At 43.9% G+C, this 22182-nt stretch carries 17 protein-coding genes; 10 read left to right on the forward strand and 7 right to left on the reverse strand.

The annotated features are described in order from the left end of the window. The first annotated feature begins 342 nt into the window (after nt 1-342). Together L2717_RS04930 and L2717_RS04935 are read left to right on the forward strand one after the other, a co-directional pair. Nucleotides 343-2214 (forward strand): methyl-accepting chemotaxis protein, encoded by a 1872-nt coding sequence (locus L2717_RS04930; RefSeq protein ID WP_220774476.1) that lies wholly within the window; start codon nt 343-345, stop codon nt 2212-2214. A 332-nt stretch (nt 2215-2546) separates the two neighbouring features. Then, nucleotides 2547-4418 carry a methyl-accepting chemotaxis protein gene (locus L2717_RS04935; RefSeq protein WP_220774725.1) on the forward strand — a complete coding sequence of 624 codons (1872 nt, stop codon included), beginning with the start codon at nt 2547-2549 and terminating at the stop codon, nt 4416-4418. A 160-nt stretch (nt 4419-4578) separates the two neighbouring features. Here L2717_RS04935 and L2717_RS04940 read toward each other — a convergent pair whose 3' ends face one another. Beyond that, complete coding sequence (locus tag L2717_RS04940) at nt 4579-5574, reverse strand: LysR substrate-binding domain-containing protein (protein ID WP_220774724.1); 996 nt, start codon at nt 5572-5574, stop codon at nt 4579-4581. A gap of 113 nt (nt 5575-5687) precedes the next feature. On the opposite strand from L2717_RS04940, the gene L2717_RS04945 reads away from it, so the two are divergent. After that, a complete protein-coding gene (locus L2717_RS04945) occupies nt 5688-6896 on the forward strand; it encodes a multidrug effflux MFS transporter (RefSeq protein ID WP_220774723.1) in 1209 nt (402 codons plus the stop codon). A gap of 141 nt (nt 6897-7037) precedes the next feature. After that, nucleotides 7038-7667 (forward strand): tRNA-uridine aminocarboxypropyltransferase, encoded by a 630-nt coding sequence (locus L2717_RS04950; RefSeq protein ID WP_220774722.1) that lies wholly within the window; start codon nt 7038-7040, stop codon nt 7665-7667. 293 nt (nt 7668-7960) lie between these two features. Here the strand turns inward: L2717_RS04950 and L2717_RS04955 are convergent, their stop codons facing one another. Beyond that, nucleotides 7961-10081 (reverse strand): EAL domain-containing protein, encoded by a 2121-nt coding sequence (locus L2717_RS04955; RefSeq protein WP_220774721.1) that lies wholly within the window; start codon nt 10079-10081, stop codon nt 7961-7963. Nucleotides 10082-10375: 294 nt separating this feature from the next. On the opposite strand from L2717_RS04955, the gene L2717_RS04960 reads away from it, so the two are divergent. Beyond that, nucleotides 10376-10726: a hypothetical protein gene (locus tag L2717_RS04960; protein ID WP_220772294.1), complete on the forward strand. Its 351-nt coding sequence runs from the start codon at nt 10376-10378 to the stop codon at nt 10724-10726. Between the two features lie 203 nt (nt 10727-10929). On the opposite strand, the gene ftsZ is transcribed toward L2717_RS04960, so the two are convergent. From ftsZ to L2717_RS04975, 3 genes are all read right to left on the reverse strand, one after another. Beyond that, the gene (gene ftsZ, locus L2717_RS04965; RefSeq protein WP_220772296.1) at nt 10930-12105 is read right to left on the reverse strand and encodes a cell division protein FtsZ; all 1176 of its coding nucleotides are present in this window, start codon (nt 12103-12105) and stop codon (nt 10930-10932) included. Between the two features lie 82 nt (nt 12106-12187). Beyond that, nucleotides 12188-13183, reverse strand: a complete 996-nt coding sequence (locus L2717_RS04970) for a helix-turn-helix transcriptional regulator (RefSeq protein WP_220772297.1) — start codon at nt 13181-13183, stop codon at nt 12188-12190. Between the two features lie 131 nt (nt 13184-13314). Beyond that, complete coding sequence (locus L2717_RS04975; RefSeq protein ID WP_220772299.1) at nt 13315-14133, reverse strand: hypothetical protein; 819 nt, start codon at nt 14131-14133, stop codon at nt 13315-13317. Between the two features lie 277 nt (nt 14134-14410). Here L2717_RS04975 and L2717_RS04980 point away from each other — a divergent pair, with 277 nt between their 5' ends. The 3 genes from L2717_RS04980 to L2717_RS04990 all read left to right on the forward strand — a co-directional run bounded on the left by L2717_RS04980 (nt 14411) and on the right by L2717_RS04990 (nt 17937). Beyond that, the gene (locus tag L2717_RS04980; protein ID WP_220772302.1) at nt 14411-15742 is read left to right on the forward strand and encodes a M16 family metallopeptidase; all 1332 of its coding nucleotides are present in this window, start codon (nt 14411-14413) and stop codon (nt 15740-15742) included. After that, on the forward strand, nt 15739-17232 hold the full coding sequence (locus L2717_RS04985) for a M16 family metallopeptidase (protein ID WP_220772304.1): 1494 nt from the start codon (nt 15739-15741) through the stop codon (nt 17230-17232). The genes L2717_RS04980 and L2717_RS04985 overlap by 4 nt, the downstream gene beginning before the upstream one ends. A gap of 123 nt (nt 17233-17355) precedes the next feature. After that, nucleotides 17356-17937, forward strand: coding sequence for a hypothetical protein (locus L2717_RS04990; RefSeq protein WP_220772306.1), 582 nt, complete (start codon nt 17356-17358; stop codon nt 17935-17937). A gap of 44 nt (nt 17938-17981) precedes the next feature. On the opposite strand, the gene trmL is transcribed toward L2717_RS04990, so the two are convergent. Continuing rightward, nucleotides 17982-18446, reverse strand: a complete 465-nt coding sequence (trmL, locus tag L2717_RS04995) for a tRNA (uridine(34)/cytosine(34)/5-carboxymethylaminomethyluridine(34)-2'-O)-methyltransferase TrmL (protein ID WP_076497228.1) — start codon at nt 18444-18446, stop codon at nt 17982-17984. A 159-nt stretch (nt 18447-18605) separates the two neighbouring features. On the opposite strand from trmL, the gene L2717_RS05000 reads away from it, so the two are divergent. Both L2717_RS05000 and L2717_RS05005 read left to right on the forward strand, forming a co-directional pair. Continuing rightward, on the forward strand, nt 18606-19463 hold the full coding sequence (locus tag L2717_RS05000) for a DMT family transporter (RefSeq protein WP_220772308.1): 858 nt from the start codon (nt 18606-18608) through the stop codon (nt 19461-19463). Nucleotides 19464-19490: 27 nt separating this feature from the next. Then, nucleotides 19491-20426: a LysR family transcriptional regulator gene (locus L2717_RS05005; protein ID WP_220772310.1), complete on the forward strand. Its 936-nt coding sequence runs from the start codon at nt 19491-19493 to the stop codon at nt 20424-20426. Nucleotides 20427-20558: 132 nt separating this feature from the next. Here the strand turns inward: L2717_RS05005 and L2717_RS05010 are convergent, their stop codons facing one another. Continuing rightward, on the reverse strand, nt 20559-21896 hold the full coding sequence (locus L2717_RS05010; protein ID WP_220772312.1) for a coproporphyrinogen III oxidase family protein: 1338 nt from the start codon (nt 21894-21896) through the stop codon (nt 20559-20561). Nucleotides 21897-22182: the final 286 nt, after the last annotated feature.

Here is a 22182-nt window from a genome sequence, read left to right on the forward strand (position 1 = left end):
GTGTGCAATAGCGAGTATGTTTAGGTCACGTTAATATTGCTTAATTTACTTTATTTTACCTTGAGAATCAGTTCATCGTTAAATATTTGGTTTATTTGTGACTGAAAAACAATTTGAGTTATCAGTTATGGCTTTGTTGGTTGTGCATGGGTTTTATAAAAATCTTTCTGCTGCAAATGTGAGCACCGTCTTTCTTAACTGTACAAAATATGAGACAATTTAGTATAAATTAAGCTTTAGTTTTAATGCAAAAAGTCGCCTTGTAATATTAACTATAAATATTAGCTCAACCCGTTCAGACACCCTATTTTTCAATGCTTTGTTAATAAATTAGACGCCAACATGAACTCATATTCGCTCAAGCAAAAAATTCTGTTCTCCGTTGTGGTAGCCCTTTCACTCGTGATTGGTTTGTTGTCATGGCAAAGTTATTCCAGCCAAAAAGCTCAACTGTTGCAAAATAGCTTAGAACAAGTGCAACGTCTTGGTGATCAACAAGCTGAGCGTATTCAAGAATGGCTCGCGGGCAAACAAGATATTATGGGAGCACTGGCGAGTAAAGTTGAAGGCGATACGCTTAATACTCTGCAACAGGCTCAAGCATCTGGCCGTTTTCAGTTAACTTATTTTGGCTCTCAAACTGGGCAAATGAATGATTCAGATCCCAGTATTAATCGTAGCGGTTATGACCCACGCAGCCGTCCTTGGTATCAACAAGCAGTCAGTGCACGCGCGCCTATTTTAACCAAACCTTATGTGGATGTTGCATTCAATATTTTAGTGGTAACGATGGCACAACCAACCGCACAAGGCGTTGTCGGTGGTGACCTCTCTATCGCAAGCCTTGTCGATGGTGTTAACCGATTGAAATTACCCGCAAACGGTTATGCCATCATGATGCACAAAGACGGCACTGTGATCGCTTATAAAGATCAAGCTAAGACGATGAAGCCGATAAGTGAAATTGATAACGAACTTAATCGTGATTTACCTGAGCAAAATCGTAAAGCAGGTGCACTGCTGCCGATGTATTTTGAAAATGAAGCTAGCGATAAGCTGGTGTGGAGCGTTGATATTCCCGATACCGACTGGGAATTGGTGTTAGTGCTTGATAAGGCAACCTTAGAGGCACCATTGTCTAGTCTATTACTTACCCAGCTTGGACTTGCTGCACTAGTGTTACTCGTGAGTGTGTCAGCGATATCTTGGTTAGTGAATGTGCTTTTAGGGCCTTTAGGTCACGTATCAAAAGCTCTTGCTCGCATTGCCGATGGTAATGGTGATTTAACGCAACGTATCTCTGTCGATACTCACGATGAAGTGGGTATGCTTGCCGATAGCTTTAACCGTTTTGTGGGTAGTCAGCATCAGTTAATTAGTCATATCCGTCAACTGGCCAGCGAATTAGATGCTGATGCAGAGCGTAGTTTAGTGACGACGCAAAACTCAGTAAATGAATTACAACGTCAGCAGCAAGAGGTCGCTATGGTCGCGACAGCCGTGACTGAAATGGCGAGTGCCACCAATGAAATTGCGGCTAATGCTGAGAATACAGCAACGGCAGCACAGCAATCGGCTATGAGTAGCTTACAGGGTAAAGAGTTAGTGAATAAAACCCGTAACTCTATTAATTCTCTCGCCGATGAAGTGACCCAAGCTACGGATGTGATTGAAGATTTGAGCCGCCATGCGCAGTCAATTTCGAGTATTTTAGCGACCATTCAAGGGATTGCAGAACAGACCAACTTATTGGCACTTAACGCAGCGATTGAAGCGGCTCGTGCTGGAGAACAGGGCCGTGGTTTTGCGGTCGTGGCAGATGAAGTGCGGGTATTATCGCGCCGTACTCAAGACTCGACTCAAGAAGTACATACTACGATTGAAACCTTGCAGCGTACTACTGCCAGAGCCGTGAGCTTGATGGAAAGTAGTCAGAAATTAGCTGGAAACAGTGTTGGCGATGCTAATGCGGCGGCGAAAGCGCTAGAAGAGATTACCCAAGCGGTAAATGTTATTTCAGATATGGCTAGCCAAATCGCCACCGCTGCGGAAGAGCAAACCCAAGTGACGGGTGAAATTACTCAGAATACTGTTGCGATTAAAGATGTAACTGATGAAATCAGCGCATCAGCGATGTCAGATTTAGCACAGGCGAGAGCATTGAAAGCTCGTGCAAATGATCTGAAAGCCCAGGTAGCGACCTTTATTTTATGATCTAATGAGCTGTCGCTATCCGACAATGATTATTTGTAAATGTAAAAGTGCCATACTAATTGATGGCACTTTTTTATTATAAAAACAAAAATATTTATGAATTTTTAGGTACCTCTATATTTAAATGGAGATAAGTTACAATTTATTTCGGATAGAACTTTTTAAGTGGATTTTTTATTTCGCTAAATTTTGTTTCAACGACTTATTTTTGCAGATGATACTGGGATTATGAACTATATTTTTTATGTATCTAAGTAAACTAACCGTGGCTAGAAATAGTGGTTTTATTTTTAGTTAGTCTAATTCTCTGATGTTTATTAGTGAAATATATTATGAACTCATATTCTTTAAAAAATAAAATACTGTTTTCTGTTATTCTCGCGCTATCTGCGGTTATTTTATTATTATCTTGGCAGAGTTACTCTAGTCAGAAAAAAGCACTACTAGAGGCGAACTTACAGCAAGCTCAGCGGCTTGGCGATCAGCAAGCTCTGTTGATTAGCAAGTGGCTCGAAAGTCGTCAGCAAATTGTTAAGGGCATCGAGGGACAACTAGGTAATGATATTGCACAGGCAATAAAACAAGCCAAACAATCTGGAGGGTTTGAATCAACTTATTTTGGTGAGTCGAACGGCAATATGAGGGACTCGGAGCCGGCAACTGACTACACAAATTATGATCCTCGCACTCGCCCTTGGTATAAGGAAGCAATGCAAGCGGGTGGGAGTATATTAACTCGACCTTATCTCGATAGTGCCTTCAATATCTTGGTAGTGACTTTAGCTGAACCCGCCACCGGCGGCGTGGTGGCTGGAGATCTATCCATTAATATGCTCATCGAAGAAGTTAATCGAATGACGTTACCCGCAAACGGCTATGCCATCATGGTGCATAAAGACGGCACGGTTATCGCCTATAAAGATCAAACTAAGACGTTGAAGCCAATAAGTGATATCGATAACGATCTTAACCAAAGCTTGCCTGAACAGAGCCGTAATGCAGGTACTTTGTTACCCATGTATTTTGAAAGTGAGTCCCGTGACAAACTCGTTTGGGCCGTCGATATTCCTAACACTGACTGGGAATTAGTGTTAGTGCTCGATAAAGAGACGCTAAACGCCCCACTTTCTAGCCTGTTATTCACCCAACTTGGATTATCGGCGCTGGTGTTGCTTGTGAGTGTGTTAGCCATTTCTTGGCTCGTGAATGTGTTATTAGGGCCTTTAGGTCACGTATCAAAAGCCCTTGCTCGTATCGCGGATGGTAATGGTGATTTAACTCAACGTATTGAAGTCCAAACCAAAGATGAAGTTGGCATGTTGGCGGACAGTTTTAACCGTTTTGTGGGTAGCCAACATCAGCTAATTAGCCATATTCGACAGCTAGCGGCTGAACTTGATGCCGACGCTGAACGTAGTCTGTCCACCACACAAATATCGGTGAGTGAACTGCAACGCCAGCAGCAAGAAGTCGCGATGGTGGCAACGGCAGTGACCGAAATGGCCAGCGCCACTAATGAAATTGCGATAAACGCAGAAAATACCGCCACCGCCGCGCAGCAATCCGCAACGAGTAGTGAACAGGGTAAGGTATTGGTGCACCAAACTCGCAACTCGATTAATACTCTTGCCAATGAGATGACTCAAGCCACTGAGGTTATTGGTGATTTAAGTCATCACGCTCAAGCGATTTCAGGTATTTTAGCGACTATCCAAAGCATTGCGGAACAAACGAACTTACTGGCATTAAACGCGGCAATTGAAGCCGCCCGTGCTGGTGACCAAGGTCGCGGATTTGCGGTTGTGGCTGATGAAGTCCGCGTGTTATCGCGTCGCACTCAAGATTCAACTCAAGAAGTGCATACTACGATTGAAACATTACAGCGCACCACCGCAAGAGCCGTCAGCTTGATGGAAAGCAGCCAAAAGTTAGCCGGAAACAGTGTTGAAGATGCCAATGCGGCGGCGAAAGCATTAGAGGAAATTACTCAAGCCGTTAATGCAATTTCGGATATGGCTGGGCAAATTGCGACTGCAGCGGAGGAGCAAACTCAAGTCACGGGTGAAATTACTCAAAATACGGTAGCGATTAAGGATGTTACCGATGAGATCACCGCTTCTGCAATGGCTGACTTGGCACATGCGAAAGGGCTAAAAGAACATGCAAACCACCTTAATGCTCAGGTAGCGACGTTTATTTTATAGTCTTGCCGTTATTTCGTAATGGTTAATATTATGCAGTAAAAAAGGCTCGATAATATTTATGTTATCGGGCCTTTTTGTATTCATATTTTAGGCAATAATATCTTTTAATAATTCTCACCGAGTGCTTGTTGTGATGTCTGGGTGAACGGTTATTCTGCCACTAGACTATTAAGTGAGAGTTACCAAGCGAGTTATCAAGCGGATTAAATAATGCGGCTACGCTCTGACAAATGGTTTCTCTAATCCATTTATGCCCTTGATCTTCATCATTTCTTTGGTGCCATAAAAGTACATAGGCCATGGGCATAAATTCGAAGGGCAATGGCAACAGTTTGAGTGGATAAAGTTGGCAAGCATGGCGAGCAAAACTCGAGGGCAGCGTGAAGATCAAATTGCTGTGGGCACATACACTGGCAGCACCATAAAAGTCGGGTACTGTCGTGCTGATCTGTCTTCTATGGCCAAGATCAGCAAGAAAGTAATCTAGCGCCCACCAATCATTGCCTTCACAGCGAACCTGTACATGGGCTATATCGAGGTAGAGTGCTAAATTCCATTGCTCTGAGGTGAGCGCGGCCATCAATGGGTGATCTTCACGAACTAAGCAGACTTGTTGGTCGGTAAAGAGTGTTTGATAAGCAATCCCTTCAGGGAGGCGATCGACTTGAAAATCGGACAATGGATGTAGATCTCGTCCTGCAATACCAAAATCAATTTGCCCTTGTTGTAAATCCTGCATTGATTTTTCAGTCCACACATAGGAGTCGAGTCTGACGTTAGGTGCGGTGGTGAGCATAGGGCCAATAAAATATGGAATTAACGTTTCATAGGCGCTTTCGACCATAGCAAAGGCAAATTGTCTATTACTACTGGCGGGATTAAACGTCGGCGGCTGCGTTAATTGATATAGATCTTGTAATATATTCGGCAGTTTTTGTCCGAGCATAAGAGCATGTGCCGTAGGTTTTAAGCCATGGGCGGTACGCTGAAATAGCGGATCATCTAAGGTTTCTCTAAGGCGATTTAAGCTCTTACTGATTGCGGACTGACTTATGTGTAAGCGGCTCGCGGCGCGGGTAACGCTTTGCTCTTCTAGTAGAACCTTGAGTATGACCAGTAGGTTAAGATCGATTCTGGCTAAGTTGTCGATATTCAAAGATATTCCTCAGAGGAAATTTACTTTGGAAATTATACCATTTCTATTCATACCTCGAGTTAATTAAAATAGCGCCCACTAAAATATTGTTCATGGTTTAACTGAGATTATTTATGCGGCGCAATCTGTTACCTATCTTGATGTCTATGGTGCTTCTTAGCCCATTAGCAATCGATATCTACTTACCTTCAATGCCAACGATGGCGACAGAATTCGCTGTATCTGCCAGTGACGTACAATCCACACTGGTTTTATTTTTATTTGCTATGGGCTTAGGGCAAGTCTTAATTGGGCCATTGGCAGACCGTTATGGCCGTCGTCCTGTGGCAATATTTGGCGTATTACTTTATGGCGCAAGTAGCCTTCTCGCCGCTGCTGCTATTGAGTTTCATTGGTTACAGATTGCCCGTTTATTACAAGGGTTAGCCGCCTGTTCGACGTCAATCGTGGTATTTAGCGCAGTACGCGACTGTTACTCTCAAAAAGAAGGCGCCAAGATTTACAGCTACTTGAATGGTGCGATTTGTGTCATCCCCGCATTAGCACCTACGCTAGGTGGCTTGCTCGCGATGCAATTTGGTTGGCGCTCAACCTTTGTTTTTATGACGCTATACGCCATGTTAATGATGATTGTTGTGGGTTATCGCTTACCTGAGACACGTCCTGCTAATACCGTCACTACAGGCCCACTTTATCGTTGGAGCCGATATAAACCTGTACTAGGTAATACTCACTTTTTATTTTATGCCTTGGCTTGCATGTCAGCGATGGCGGCCATTTTAAGTTATGTGTCTTATGCACCAGTATGGTTAATTGGTCATTTAGGGGTGTCGGAACTCGCCTTTAGTGGCCTATTTGGGCTCAATGCGGTGTTTAATATCGTCGCCTGTTTTGCGGCGCCGATAGTGATACGTAAGCTAGGCAATCGTCCGACTGTGGTATTGGCGCTTGTTTTACTTATTCTTTCTTCAGTTGCAGTCGTGGTGGCTCAGCTGTTTGGCCCGAGCACGGGTATGGCGGCCGCTTTTGCCTTTATGCTGCCGATGATGTTGTTATGTGTAGGGTTTGCCTTTTTACTGGGTCCTGCAACCAGTATGGCGTTATCGGCCTTTGGCGAGCGAGCGGGAACCGCTGCGGCGATGTTAGGTTTTATTCAAATGAGCGGCGCATCTATTTTAGCTGGGCTGGTACAACAGACCGATCTTACCGCGCCTTATGCTGTCGCATTAGTGATGGGCGTATCTTCTATCGGGTTGTTAGTAATGATGGCATTGAGCCGATTCGATCATTGGCACCAAGAGCAACTCACGACAGAACATTAATTTTTACTATTTTTGATAACCAAGTACACCCTTTACCCACGGCTTGTTTGACCGCAAGCAGTGGGTATTTTTTTATTGTGTCTTTTTGCTCCTTATCCTTTGGTATACTCACCATTAGATTGATGTATCTGAGGCTGCCATTTGTCCCGTCATTATTGTGTTACTTGCCGTTATCCGCAGAATGCGTGTCTTTGCGCCAGTGTTCAGCCCATTTCTCCAATCACTCAGTTGGTGGTGTTACAACATCCGAGTGAAGTGGAACATAAAAAAAATAGCGTACGGGTATTGAGTCTTGTTGTGCCTACAACCCAAGTTTATGTGGGGGAATGTGAGGCTGATTTTGCGGATTTGCAGCAATATTTAGCGACGTGTAATAAGCCGATTTATCTCGTCTACCCTTCGACATCCAGTGTCAGTGTTGAAGAGCAAAGTATTACTCCCGATTGCGTGTTGTTATTGCTTGATGGTACTTGGCGTAAGGCATTTAAAATGTTGCAGCTTAATGTTTGGTTAACTCAGTATCCTGCGGTGCATTTGGCGCAAGGGTATGAGTCACGCTATCGCATCCGTAAATCGAGCCATAGTGACAGCTTATCAACCATAGAGGCGTGCGCCTATATGTTAAATGCTCTCGAACCCGCGCTCGACATTCAACCATTGACGAAGGCACTCGATGCAATGGTCACACTGCGGATTAAGGCAATGCCGAGCTCGGTACAGGCTCGTTATGCGGAGCCAAACATCGCGAATGGTGAACCATCTTCAACTTAGTCCGCTATTGGGATAATTTCGATAGCGTGCCTATGTGGTGGAGTGTTTTTTAAATAAGTATTTTTGAGACTGCGTACGCATTAAAATTGTTAAAATCTTATTCAGATCACGCTAACTTAATGTGGAATAGGGTTTAATGACTCCGATTCATTTGTACTGCAAATGATGATAGATAGCCCTGCCAGCTAATTGCTTTGCAGGGGAGTGATGCCACTATTTTATTGTTAAATGGTGTGCTGACAGGGCTATCGAGTTAATACCAATAGTGGTTATCAATCGATAGCGACACCGTTTTAAGCCAAGCATTTTTGGGTAAGAAAGGCCTGGGTGAAGTACTCAACCGAGCTAGGGTAACTAAATAAATATCCTTGGCCAAAGCCTGGTCCCATCCTCGTCATTATGTCCTTCTGTTGTTGCGTTTCTATCCCTTCTGCGATGAAATTAATCTCGAGAGCTTGCACAAGTTGCACTATAGCATTGTAGAGCTTTTGTCCCGATGCCTCGTTTAAATGTAAGGCAAACTCGGTATCAATTTTTACACTATCTATAGGTAACGTCCCTAGGCGGCTGAGCGAGGACAAACCGGTACCAAAATCATCAATGGCGATACTGACCCCAAGCGCTTTAAGACGAGTTAATGTGGTTCTAGCTTGTTCTGGCTGGCGCAATAATGCTGATTCGGTGATTTCTAAAATCAGTGCTTCGGCGGGTAAATTTGCTGTGTTTAACGCATTAATGACCTGTTCAACAAAATCTAAATGTTCTAATTGCAGTGGTGACACATTAACAGACACTCTAAAAGTCGGTTGGTGGTGTTGACGCCAGAGTGCGGCTTGTAAACAAGCTTGCTCTATCACCCATTGACCAATATTGACGATCAACCCCGTTTCTTCTAGTAAGGCAATAAAATTGGCGGCTTCATAATATTCCGTCGGCGATTTTTGCCATCGCAGTAGTGCTTCGGCGGCGATGGTTTGATTGGTCTGTAAATCCACTATGCTTTGATAGGCGAGAGTGAACTGTTTTAAGCTATGCGCATGTCTTAAGCTATTAATTAGCTCTAATTTTTGCTCGGCAGCTTGGCTCATTGCTTTATCGTAAAAGACTAAATGTGGTTGGCTTTTTTTAGCGCAATACATGGCGGTATCGGCGTGGCTAATCAGCTGAGAGGCTTGGTCACTATGGTTCGGGTACAGTGCGATACCGATACTGATACCGAGGAAAAATTTTTGTCCTTCAATTTCAAAAGGGCTATCGAACAAGCTGAGAATTTGCTCCGCAAATAGTTGGATTTCTTCTTTGCAGCTGCAATCTTGCAACACTAAAGTAAACTCATCTCCGCCCATGCGCGCGATATCTGCTTTTTCAATACAACCGACTTCGAGCCTTGCGGCAACCAGCTGTAATACTTTATCGCCCATGGCATGGCCAAAGCTGTCATTGATATTTTTGAAACCATTGAGATCTAAAAACATCAACGCGCCAAGGGTAAGCGGATCGGTTTTGAGTTTTTCGAGGGCACCATGAAGGATTTGTTTAATATGAAACCGATTAGGCAATCCAGTCAAAGTATCGTACATAGCACGGGTTGTTAGCTGAGTTTCAAGCAGCTTTTTCGTACTTATGTCACTGAAAATATTCACATGATAGTATTCACCGTTATGAGTGACAATTTTTCGACTGCTCTGCCAAGCGGGAAAATGATTACCATCGGAGCGGCGTTTCCAGATTTCTCCTTGCCAAAATCCTCTTTGCTTTAATGCCAGTTGGCAATCCGTTTCATCACTGTAGACCTGATTGCGGGCATCTAAAAACTCAGGCGTATTATCGATCAGTTGCTCAGTGCTATAACCGCAAATACGGCACATCGCCTTGTTCACCGCTAAAATACGGTTATCAGCGTCAGTGATATAAACGGCTTCGGCACTTTCTTCTAAGGTAGTCGATATGATTTCTTTAGGTATATGCGTAAAGCCATCTGACACGTTTTTGCGAACCCGATGACGGCGGTTTAATGTTTGTAGCTCCGCCAGAACAACGGTTTGCTGCTGTAGATAACAGCGATATAAGTTGATGCGAGAAGGAAGTTCAGTGCCTTGTTGGCTGAGATGCAACCAGTTGAACTCTATATTTTTACCCGCAATAGCTTCTCGAATCATTTCTCTGGAGTATTCAACACTATTACGGCCGGAGGATTGAATTCTTGGTGAGAAATCATAGGGGGTCGCATTGATAAACGCGTCGTATTTAGTCTCAAAATAATTAAGCGTGGCTTGGTTGGCACTAATAAAGCTAAAGCCTTGAATTAATGCTAAGGGGACTTTATGGGGGTAGGCTCGCCAGAATTGCAGCTTTTCTTGTAATACCGGATCATCGGTACTGAGCTTATTCAATAAATGTTGCCATCTGATCATATCAGGATACTCCCTAGTGACACTTAAAGGTCACATCCCCTTCCATAGGTATTTCGTTTATAACGAAATTTATTGAATAGTACCTCATTCCCTTCGAATTAAAAATAAGCTTAATTACAATTTCGCCCAAATAGAAAATTAAAAAAATTTAGGGTAAAGCGGATATTTAGAAATGATTTTAATAAATCTGTTCGATATTCAAGCCTAGGCTGGTTTCATGCTATGTTTGTCACTGATTACTCGGATTAAAATTTATTGTTAAGTGACGCTATTTGTCAGTAAAGGAGATTTTTTATGGCGTATTTATTTAATGTATTTATGTTGGCCGCTTTACTCTTAGGCGTATCAGCGGCCAATGCCGCCGATACGGCTAAGCCTGTATTAACGCTAGAGCAAAAGGCGGATAAGGCTCGGGTCGATTCTCAGCAATTGGAGCAAACTCAATTAGAAAAAGCGCGCCAAGCATCCACAGAGACAGCCGAACGTGCAGATAAAATTAAACAAAAATCCCAAGCTAATGATTGGGCTACGCAGCAAAAACGTAAAGCGCAACAACAGTTCAATGAGCGAGAGACCCACGAACAAAAATATTTGCGAGAAGCAAAAGAGGCCGCTGCACAAGAACATAAAATTCCTAAGCCTTAAGCGTAGGCATGAAACTTAGTAGCGCGAATATTTTTCGTGTTGGCTATGCACTAAGCAGGCGCAGGAGCCAGCAGTATTTGTCTCTTCGAATGATAAAAAATAGACATCTTTACGCCGCTGCAACCTCTAAGGGGCCGGTGTCATTATGGTTTCCTGCCCTAACTCATTGATAAATATTTTCTAAATAAAGGTTGTCCGCCGGATTAGTGCGGTTGTTGTTTTTGATAGCGTAGATAAGTCGGTATCTGCAAATCATTCACATCATGATGATATTGCGATGGCTTTTGTGTTAATTCTGATTTTAGCTCTGGTTTTAATCCTTGATTGAGCGCCGATGGATGCTTTAGAAAGTCATGTACATTGATGTAGTTATCTTCACTTTGTAACGACGCGGATAAATCCTCCTCTAACAACTTTGTGGCAATACCTGTGGCGATCACCATCACCTCGAGTTCAGATTCAAGATTAGCGTCGACCGTGAGTCCGATAATCACCAAGGCATCGTGAGGCAGTTGTTGATGCACAGTAGCGCCAATTTGATTGTATTGACTGAGCTCTATGGTATCTTTGGCCACCACACTGACAATCGCTGCCTGTGCCTGACTTAAATCGATATTATCGAGCAGTGGGTTCTGCATCGCGCGCTTAACCGCGGTAACCAAATCTTCGTCTTTTTTTAGATGGCTCACACCCATAGCTGCGCGGCCTTTGCGACTAATTACTGAAATAAAGTCATTTAAATCAATATTGATAAGTCCTGCTTGGCTAATTGTATTGGCAAGACCGAGTAGTACATCCTGTAATATTTTATTGCTCTCATTGAAGGCGTTCAGCAAGGTCATTTTTGCCCCAAGGACTTCGGCAAGCTTATCGTTGGGTAGCACAATAACCGCATTGGCACACTGGAGTAATTCATTCAAACCCGCCTCAGCATTGGCAGCGCGATGATGCCCTTCAAAACCAAAGGGTAAAGTCACCACGGCAATCACGGGTTTTACCAGCTCGCGGGCAAATCTTGCCACCTGTGGTAGCGCCCCAGTGCCCGTACCGCCACCTAAACCTGCAGTAAGAAAGATAATATCGGCATCTTGCATTTGGTGAATTAATGACTCCTGTGACTCTAATGCCGCAGCGCAACCAACATCCGGCTTAGCGCCTGCACCTAATCCCTTCGTGGTTTTTGGGCCAATTTGTATGCTGAAATGGCTGTTAGTTGCCGCCATAGACTGGGCATCTGTGTTGACAGAAACCAGCTCTACGCTTGCGGGAAGATTGATTTGGCTAAGCTGATTAATGGTATTACAGCCGCAACCTCCTACACCCAATACGATTAATTTAGGCATGGAGGTAGTGCTGTCATCGGAGATTAGTTCAAACATACGATTCTCAAGGTTAGCTGCTATATATTAAGACTAACCTTGGGCTGCGACTGGGGTTGTCGCATAGAATATTCATACTAAATTATAGGTACTTAGCGCGCATTTTTTGCGTCATGTTTACAAAGTGTTCCCTTAATCTTGTGGGAGCCAATACTTCGACCGTATCAGCCATTTCCCATAATGCGGCTCTTAGCTTTGGTGTATCAAATACCTTAGCCGTCACACGGAAGCGACCATCTTCTTGCAGTTGCATATCTTGGTCTTCGCTGAATTTTGCCTCACGCATAATAAAAGTGGCACGGTCTGACAGCAGTAATTCAAGCTGAATTTTTTCATTCTGGGTACCAGGATCGGCATTTTTGATATCAAAGTTTTCACTTTCCACTGCCTTAGAGGGGAGTAATTGTGCATTGCGCAATAAACCTATGGGTTTGTGATGAAGCCGAGTATCAAAGCTGCCGATAGTAAACGCCAGTAACACCACACTATCACGACTAAGAATTCCCTGAGGATTGATATGGCTGTAGTGCAACCAATGCATATTACCGCTAATTAATTTTTTGATATCACAGCTAATTTGTTTTCTGTCTAAAATAGCCTGTTGTATTACCTCCAAAGATTTAGGCTCGTGCGATGGCAAAATAAAAGGATAGGGTTCAGGTAATTGTGCCACCCGGCAAGCCCAATATAACCATGGGTTTTCAGGATCGCTGGCTAATACTTTATCGGCCCGCTCAAAATAAGGCTGTAACTGTTGTAAGCTTTGCGGTGGCATCAGCTGGCTTGCACTGCGTTTCAATGTGGTGAGCGCCAATGCCATATGTTGATCCATCAAGTCTAGATTAAGGCCGCGCCAACAAGATTCAATCGACCAACCATAGGGCTTACTTCTGTTATCAAGACGTAACCCAAAGGTGCCCATTTCATACATAGCTTTAAGATCACGCTGCACTGAGCGTTTACCGGCATCATGTGTGCGGTTTACGAGCCGTTCGACTAATTCATTGACGGATATTTTTCGTGGTGCGCGCGGAATTAAGCTAAGTAAGGTGACTTGACGCTGAAAATTAGGTTGCATATTGGGCTAATAGACTGTGACAGGGATAGCTGTATGATAATCGAAAGCTGCGACAACATGTGTCGCAGCTTTTTTTATTAGAAATTGAGTTATGGAAGAGGGTTAACGCTTTATCAGCATTTGAAGATTATTTATTGGGTGTTGACCTGAAGATCGGCCCACTTGGTGCCTGGTGCATTATGGTAAAGAGTCGCTAGAACATCGAATGCTCCATCAGACCAAGAACCAAACTGAGGTTCAAAATGTTGGTACATGCCCATACCGTGAGCTAACTCATGCATTACTGTTTGTGTGTTCCACTTGCAACCGTGGTTATTTCCCATATTGGTCCAAATGAGGTTTTCTTTGCTGTAGGTATAACCTGTCTTGTCCCACAGGATTTGTAAAGTACCACTGAAAGGCGCTATGGATGAGTTAGCACACATGTTCTGGGCACTGTTGGAATATTGCTTATCATAGTAGCCAGAATCAATTGAAAGAATCATACCACCTTCTGATAAGTTATTTTGTGCCATGAAAAAGGCTTTATCAAAAGTACCATTACCAATATTTTCATCGGACGCATTTGTATCCCGATATTGCTGTACGTCCCAGGTCAGTATTTTAAAATCGGTGAAAATATCACCTAGACGTGACTCTAATTGGGCGACACCATCAATCAATGTTTGAGGCGGATTAGCACCATCAATCGAGACAAAGTATAAGGGGATTTGATTTTCTGTAGACCAACGCAAAACACCATCACTTAGATAGTAAGTGACTGCCTCCGGTGTTTTCATTAACAGTTCACTAGCCACACTATCTGGATAATGTTGATTGGCTGAATTTGTGTCCTTAACCAATGAGAGTACCTGTTCAGTCGTTAGGTTCTCTGCATTATCATCGCTACCACCACAAGCTGTTAAGGCGATAACCGAGGCTGATAAAAGAGTTAGTGCTAATGCTTTCATTATTTTATTTCATGTTGTTCAATGATTGAGATGCGGGTAGTGTATATTTTTGTTTTATAAAAACAAGTTGTTAGGTTTTTTTTTAACACTGTTATTGTTAGGTTTTGCGCTATCCAGCGCTTAGGCTAGGCCTTGTTTTTGCCATCCGCTTCAATACCTTTGGCAATCATGGCAATACTTGAGCTTACAAATAATTGGCTTAGGCTTAGATATTTGTACTTGATTTGTTAAATGATTTGCTTTCATATGTGGATATTTACAGCAAGGAGCGAACAAGATGAAGCGCACGCTATCGGCTCTGATGTTGGCCATGGGGCTTTTGAGTCCCCTAAGCCAGGCACAGGCCACCACGGCAGAAGACATTAAGAGTTTCACGCTAGATAACGGCATGAAAATCATGGTGCTAGAAGATGCCTCTATTCCCAATGCCAACATGTATTTGTTTTGGAAAGTCGGTTCACGTAACGAAGTGCCCGGCATTACCGGTATTTCGCACTTTTTCGAGCACATGATGTTTAACGGTTCTAAAAAGTACGGCCCGAAAATGTTCGACCGTACTATGGAGGCCGCAGGTGGCGCGAACAATGCGTATACCACTGAAGACATGACGGTTTATACCGATTGGTTTCCCGCCAATGCGCTCGAAACTATGTTCGATCTCGAAGCCGACCGTATCGCTAACTTAGATATCAACCAAACTATGGTCGATAGTGAGCGTGGCGTAGTGCAGTCGGAGCGTTCCACTGGCTTAGAAAACTCTAACTGGAATGCCCTCGAAGGCGAAATTAAAGGCGTGGCATTTTTAGCGCACCCCTATTCTTGGTCGGTTATCGGCCATGAGTCAGATATCGCCGCTTGGACGCTGGAAGATTTAGTCCAGTACCATAAAACCTATTACGCACCGAACAATGCAGTGGTGGTGATTGCCGGTGATGTAAAGCTTGCGCAAGTTAAAGCCTTGGCCGACAAGTACTTTGCGCCTATTCCGGCACAAACTCCGCCTAAAGCGATTCGTACCGTTGAACCTGAACAAAAGGGTGAGCGTCGTACTTTTGTGCAAAAGGCGTCGGTGAGCACTCCTAATGTCATGTTGGCTTACCATATTCCGGCGGCGACTCACGCAGATTTTTATGCGCTGGATTTATTAAGCTCTATTTTAAGTCAAGGTAATAGCTCGCGTTTTTATCAATCCCTGGTTGATAAACAAGTGGCGTTAGAAGCGCAAACCTACATGCCGATGTCGGTCGACCCGAACCTCTTCTATGTGATGGGCGTTGCCACGCCTGAGGTGAAAGCTTCAACATTGGAGCGCGCGCTGATTGAACAAATTGATGCGATTGCGACGAATGGTGTTACTCAGCAAGAACTGGATAAAGTTAAAAATATCAAGTTGATGGATTTTTATCGTTCGATGGAAACCATTAATGGTAAGGCCAATACTATAGGCACCTATGAGATGTATTTTGGCAATTACGATAAGTTATTTAATGCGCCAGAAGCCTATAATCAGGTGACAAGCGCGGATATTCAACGTGTTGCCCAAACCTATTTACGTAAATCGAATCGCACTGTAGCTGTGCTGGCGGCAACCGAGGAGTCTTCTCAATGAAATCTACAGTAGTGAAATCGATGGCAGCGAAATCGACAGCAATGAAATTACTTAAGATGGCATCACCTAGGAAACCCTCTAAGTTAATGGCCGCATTAGCCCTAGGCACAAGTTTGGCTTTAGTGGGTTGTGCTACTACATCGGCGCCAAAACGGGTTGATACTGGCAGCTTTGTGATGCCAAGTTATGACAAGTTCGTACTGGATAATGGCTTAACCGTGTATTTAATGCCGCAGCGCGAAGTACCATTAATTACTTTAAATGCCGTGGTGCGTGCGGGTGCAGTCAATGACACTACCGCAGGCGTAGCGCAAATGACGGCGGAAGGCTTACTGTTAGGTGCGGCGGGTAAATCTAAGGCAGATATCGAGCAACAAATAGATTTTCTCGGTGCAAGTTTAGGTGCTGAAGCGGATAAAGAAGGTAGCTATCTTAGCGCCGATTTTATGGCGAAAGATACTGATGTCATGCTGAGTTTATTTAGTGCGGCGATGTTAACGCCAGACTTTGATGTCGCCGAGTTTGATAAACTCAAGCAGCGCGCCATTGCGGGTTTGCAGCAAGATAAAGAAAGCCCGCGTGCGGTGATTGGGCGTTACTTCGATAAGCTAGTGTTCGGCGCCCATCCTTATGGGAATGCGGCTTCGGGTAATAGTGAATCGCTTGAACAAGTAACTGTGTCGCAACTGCGTGCTTTCCATAAGAGTTACTACCAACCAGCCAATACTGCGATTACTGTGGTGGGGGACTTTGATATTGCCGCCATGAAGGCCAAGCTGACGCAAACCTTTGGTCAGTGGCAGGGCAGTGAAAAGCTAGTGCAGCCTGACTTAAACCAAGGCTTACCTCAGTTGACTACAGCTAAAGTTTTGCTGGTGGATAAACCCGATGCCATCGAAACCACGTTCGTGATCGGCGGTTTAGGTATTAGCCGTGACAACCCAGACTATGTGGGTTTAACCGTAGTGAACACTATTTTAGGTGGCCGTTTTACCTCTTGGCTTAACGATGAGCTGCGGGTAAACGCTGGCTTAACCTATGGTGCGCGCTCAGGTTTTACGCCGTATACCGATGCAGGTGTGTTTACCATTAGCACTTTCACTAAGACGGAAACCACCCAAGAAGCAATGGATTTAGCTTTAAAAACCTATGCTCGTTTGTGGGAGAAAGGCGTTGATCAAGCCACCTTATATTCGGCTAAAGCTTATGTGAAAGGCCAGTTTCCACCTAAGTTTGAAACATCAGGTCAGCTAGCCGGGCTCTTGTCAGGCATGTATCTGTATGGTTTTGATGATAAGTTTATCAATGAGTTTCAAGCTAAGGTCGATGGTTTAACCTTAGAAGAAACCCAAAGGTTAGTTAAGGCTTACTTTCCGCAAAAAAATCTACAATTTGTGTTGATTGGCAATGCCGCTAAAATAGCACCCATCGCCGCTAAATACGGCACAGTGCACACAGTGGATATTAATGCCACAGGGTTTGGTCAGTAAACTAAAGCTGCGTGCGCAAAACTTAAGTCTTTGCCTTAGTTATCAATTTAAAAGGTCTGCATTGCAGACCTTTTACTTTTTGCCCATAGTAAGGATATTAACCATAGGCGTTTAGGTGGGGAAATGCGGTTTAAGCAAAAAGATGGTCCACAAAGGCGGCATTTAAAAATAAGTCATACAAGACTCAACATCTACTTAGGCGTAGCACTAACTCTTTTTGCCCTACTGCCGACTTCGGCTTTAGCGGCTAAGGTCAGTTTTAAGGAGTTTTGCCCTCAATTTGTCGGACAGTGGGCGGGTGATTCTGCCAAAGTTGGGGAAATTCCTAAAAAAGTCACAGTCAATGGTTTTTGCTCCCAAGATCAGCGGCAGTTAATCTTATCTGTGAGTATCGGCACGAGGGCGCCTTTTAGCGAAACTTGGTGGTTTCGGGAACAAGGTTCACAAGTGCTGCTGACCTACTACGACGGTGTAGCAGAAGATAAACAGCAAGTGTTTAGCTTATATCGTCAAAATGGCGATTATTCACTGCTAGGAGAAGGGATTGTCAGCACACGACCGGCATTGATCCAACTACTCTTTGATACCAAAACGCCTGCTGGCGCATGGCTGTGGACGCAAAATATTCAGTATTTAGATGATGATATTGACCGCTATCAGCTATTTCGCGGCATAGAGATGACGCCTGTCGCGCCATCTCCTTAATCATTAATTCAGCTTACCCTCAATGGTATTTAACTGAAGTTTGCTTACAGTGCGCCTGTAAAATCTAGCTGACGCCAGGCTTCGTAGCTGATAATCGCCACTGCATTGGAGAGATTGAGGCTACGGCTGGTGGCCGCCATTGGAATACGTAATCGCTGTTCGGTCGGGATCGACTCGATAATGGCCATCGGTAAACCGCGGGTTTCTGGGCCAAATAGCAGTACATCATCTTTTGCAAAACGAAGTTCTGAATGTGGGCGACTTCCCTTAGTGGTACAGGCCATAATGCGCTTGCCCGCCATAGCCTCGAGAAAGGCATCAAAGTTTTTATGCCGAGTGACGTTAGTTAAATCAGCATAATCTAAGCCGGCTCGACGTAATTTTTTTTCTTCTAAATCAAAACCTAAAGGTTCAATTAAATGCAGTTGGCAGCCATTGTTAGCGCATAAACGAATAATATTGCCTGTATTAGGTGCGATTTCTGGCTCATAGAGTGCGATATGGAACATGCTTGCCCGCCTGTAGAAAATGACGGCTGATTATACGGTAAACTGCGCCTAAACGCAGTGTTTGTCATGCTTATGTTGTTAGGATTCAGACAATGCTTGCTAGTTTATTCGTCTCAAGATAACATATCTCTACATCAAGATACTTCTTAAAGACTCATTATGCCTTTTGTCATAGCCTTGCTCGCCCCGGTATTTTGGGGTACGACTTATGCGTTAGTTAATTTGTATTTACAAGATATGTCGCCTTACTGGGTAGCCGTATGGCGCGCTTTACCCGCAGGGATTTTGCTGCTGATGCTGCGCCCTCGTTTGCCGACTCTGGCATGGTCAAAGTTATCTTTACTTTCTTTTTGTAATATCGGTGCCTTCTTTGCTTTGTTGTTTATTGGGGCTTATCGTTTACCTGGCGCAGTGGCGGGCACATTAGGTGCCACTCTGCCGTTAATTTTCATCATCTTAGCTTGGGTTATTGACAAAAAACGTCCGGGAATGAAGTGGTTACTATTGGGGTTAATGGGACTTGGTGGGGTAATGTTACTGCTCAACCCTTCAGCGGATCTTGATCCTATCGGCGTGCTCTGCATGTTGGGGGCGACAACCCTAGTGGCTTTGTCATCCCGCTGGATGCAAAGGTGGGATGTGGGTGACTACTTAGTGCTGACCGCGTGGCAGTTATTCTTGGGGGGATTGATGTTAATTCCGCTGGCGTGGTTTATGTCTGGTGCGCCACAATTACCAGCGATGCACGTGGTACCTTCACTTATTTGGTTAGTAATTGCCAACACCGCGCTAGCCTACTGGGCTTGGTTGTGGTCGATGCGACATTTGGGGCCAGAAATTATGGGTATGGTGGCATTAGTTAACCCTGTGGTTGCGGTACTATTAGGGGTGTTAATCGTCGGTGAAACGCTTGATTTACGCCAATGGATAGGGATTGGAGTGATTTTATTGTCGCTGTTGTTGATGAAATTGCCGCAGAGGCTCAGTATCCACCTATTTAAAAATACACCTCGATAACAATTTGTTGGGATAACTGAGTCATAGATGCAAAAAAGACTAGATCTAAATTTACTGCCCGTACTTGAAATCCTGCTAGAGGAGCGCAGCGTTACCGCAGCGGCAGCTCGTTTGCATTTAAGCCAATCAGCGGTCAGTAAACAGCTGACTCGTCTTAGGGAAGTATTTGATGATCCGTTGTTTGAGCGAACGGCCTATGGTCTTAAACCCACACCTAAGGCGTTATCCCTTGCACCTGAGTTACGCCAATGCCTACAACAATTAGCCCAATTTACGCGGCCAGATACCTTTGAGCCCGCTTTAAGTCAGCGCCAATTTAGAATGCATTTAGTCGAGACTACTTACTCGCTCACTCTGCCTTATTTTATGCCTGAGTTGCTGATACAGGCGCCGAGTGTGAGTATTAATTGCCAAACGTGGCGCCTCGATACCATGGACAGATTACTGCGTTGTGATATTGATTTAGCGATTGGTTGTCGTGAATGGGATGAGCGTTCGCCGATGCATGTAAATGATATGTCAGACGATCTGTCTTATGTCGAATTAGTACAAGATTACTCAGTATGTTTAATGCGCCGTGATCATCCCGCGTTAAAGCAGGAGTGGAATTTAGAAACTTTTTTGAGTTATCGCCAGTTACAGGTGGCTTTTGGTGGCCTAGAGCATTGGTTGCTGGACGATGTATTACAGCTTGAAGGACGTAAGCGCGATATTGCAGTGCACATGACCGATTTTCAGAGCGCACTGACCCTGTGTGAACAAAGCGATTTAATTCTCTGCGCGCCCTCGCGTTATGCCTTAACCTTGATGAAATCCTTTGATCTGCAATATTTACCTTCGCCTATTCACTTGATCCCCGGCGCTTACTTGCTGATGTGGCACAAACATTTTGAACACGATCTTAGCCATAAATGGCTGCGAGAGTTGATCATTAGCCGAGTTCAGCAGTCACTTATCGTTTAGGCTTGATTGTATTGATATGACAAGAGTTGATTTTGTTTTAGCTATCAGTACTTACTATCCATTAAACCGAGCTAACAAAAAGGCCCTCTAAAGGGCCTGTTGAATCTTCATTAACGCCAGCATCAATAAGTGTTACATATCACAGGGTTTGAGCGGTTTACGCAACTGGGCGCGCACGTTATCCATGCCGGAGTAAAACTCTTTCATCATTAATAGACCCATCATCTTACCGTTGTCGGTCACGATCAAATTATCGGGATCCGTTGGGTCATTTTTAATTGCGCCAATTAACTTCATTGAGGTCATTTCTTTAAATAAGGCTGTATCTAAATTGACGCCAAAATTATCACGGAAATATTTACGTGATAAACGGCCAGAGAACATGCCGAGCAAGAAGCGATATTGCATCACGTCTTTTTTGCTGTAGTTCTTTTGCTGCTCAACGCCCATTTTCCCCGCGGCAACGCGCTCTTGGTACTTACGCAATGAGAAAGTATTGACATAAAGAGTGTCATTTAAAAAGCTGAATGAGCCAGAGCCGACGCCTAAATATTCGTCGTAATCGATAACGTATTCGTCAAATCCTTCGTTGTCGGTTTTACCAAATGCCCAGGCAGATAATTGATTATATTGGCCATTTAAACTGTTTAAAATTTGGCGATATTGGTTTGCCATCTCTCCTTGTGGCGCGGCCAGCTTACCTTTAACGCTCTTGCGAGTCTGATGGGTGATCATCAATGGATAAGTGGTAATTTGTCTTGGGTCTAAACGCGACGCCATGTCGAGATCATGCTGGATCACTTCATCGGTTTGGCCACGGAAACCAAAAATTAGGTCGACGTTAATAATCGGGAACAGCTCTTTTGCGCCCATAATTTTGTCGAAGGTTTGTTGACCAGTACCGAATTTTTCCAGCCTGTCGGTCATCTTTAAAATATCATCATTAAAACTTTGCACGCCAATAGACATGCGATCGACTAAGCCTTTCAGTTGCTTAAATCCTGGGCTGTCTAAATGCTGCGGATCGGACTCGCAGGACACTTCTTTAATGCTGGGGAACAACGTTTTAGCATGCTCGATAGTGCGGGCTAATTCATCTTCTAATACTGTGGTAGTACCACCACCAATGTACATAGATTCAAAGTCATAGCCTAATGCTTTAACCATCTCCATTTCTTTACGTAGCGAGATAAAATAAGCACGCGCCTTATCTTCCTTAAATATAAAACGATGAAAGGTACAGTAAGAACATAGGGTGTGACAGAAAGGAATATGCGCGTATAACATGTACTTTTTGCCTTCAACTGGCGCAGGCATCATTTCGGCAGAAATAGTATCAAGACGAAGGTTTTTGTCGACATAATACTGCATCACCCGCTCCATTGAGCTGAGCATCCAGTTAGGAACGGTAATATTAGCTTGATAAGGCTTAATGATAGCGCTGTTAGGCGTTTGGATAATTGAAGACATGACTATTCCTATCTGAGAGTGCTAACCGTAAATACCAGAATTGCTTTAGGTAATTCACGACCACCTAGCGTAGTTAGACTAACGGGTATGCGGCTAATAAAATGTGAACTGGTTACAAGTTACGGCTTCCTAACATATAAATCACGGTGTTTTGTTAAGCAGATCATGTTTTAGTGATCTGCAATGCATTTTTTAATAATAAGTGGTTCAAAAGGGATGCTTAAAATAGGGGGCAGCCTGTTTTATTTAACCTAAACTCAGGATAGTGAATGTAGTAACTGATTAA

Origin of the sequence: Shewanella glacialipiscicola, assembly GCF_023283485.1 — a bacterium.
GTDB lineage: Bacteria > Pseudomonadota > Gammaproteobacteria > Enterobacterales > Shewanellaceae > Shewanella > Shewanella glacialipiscicola.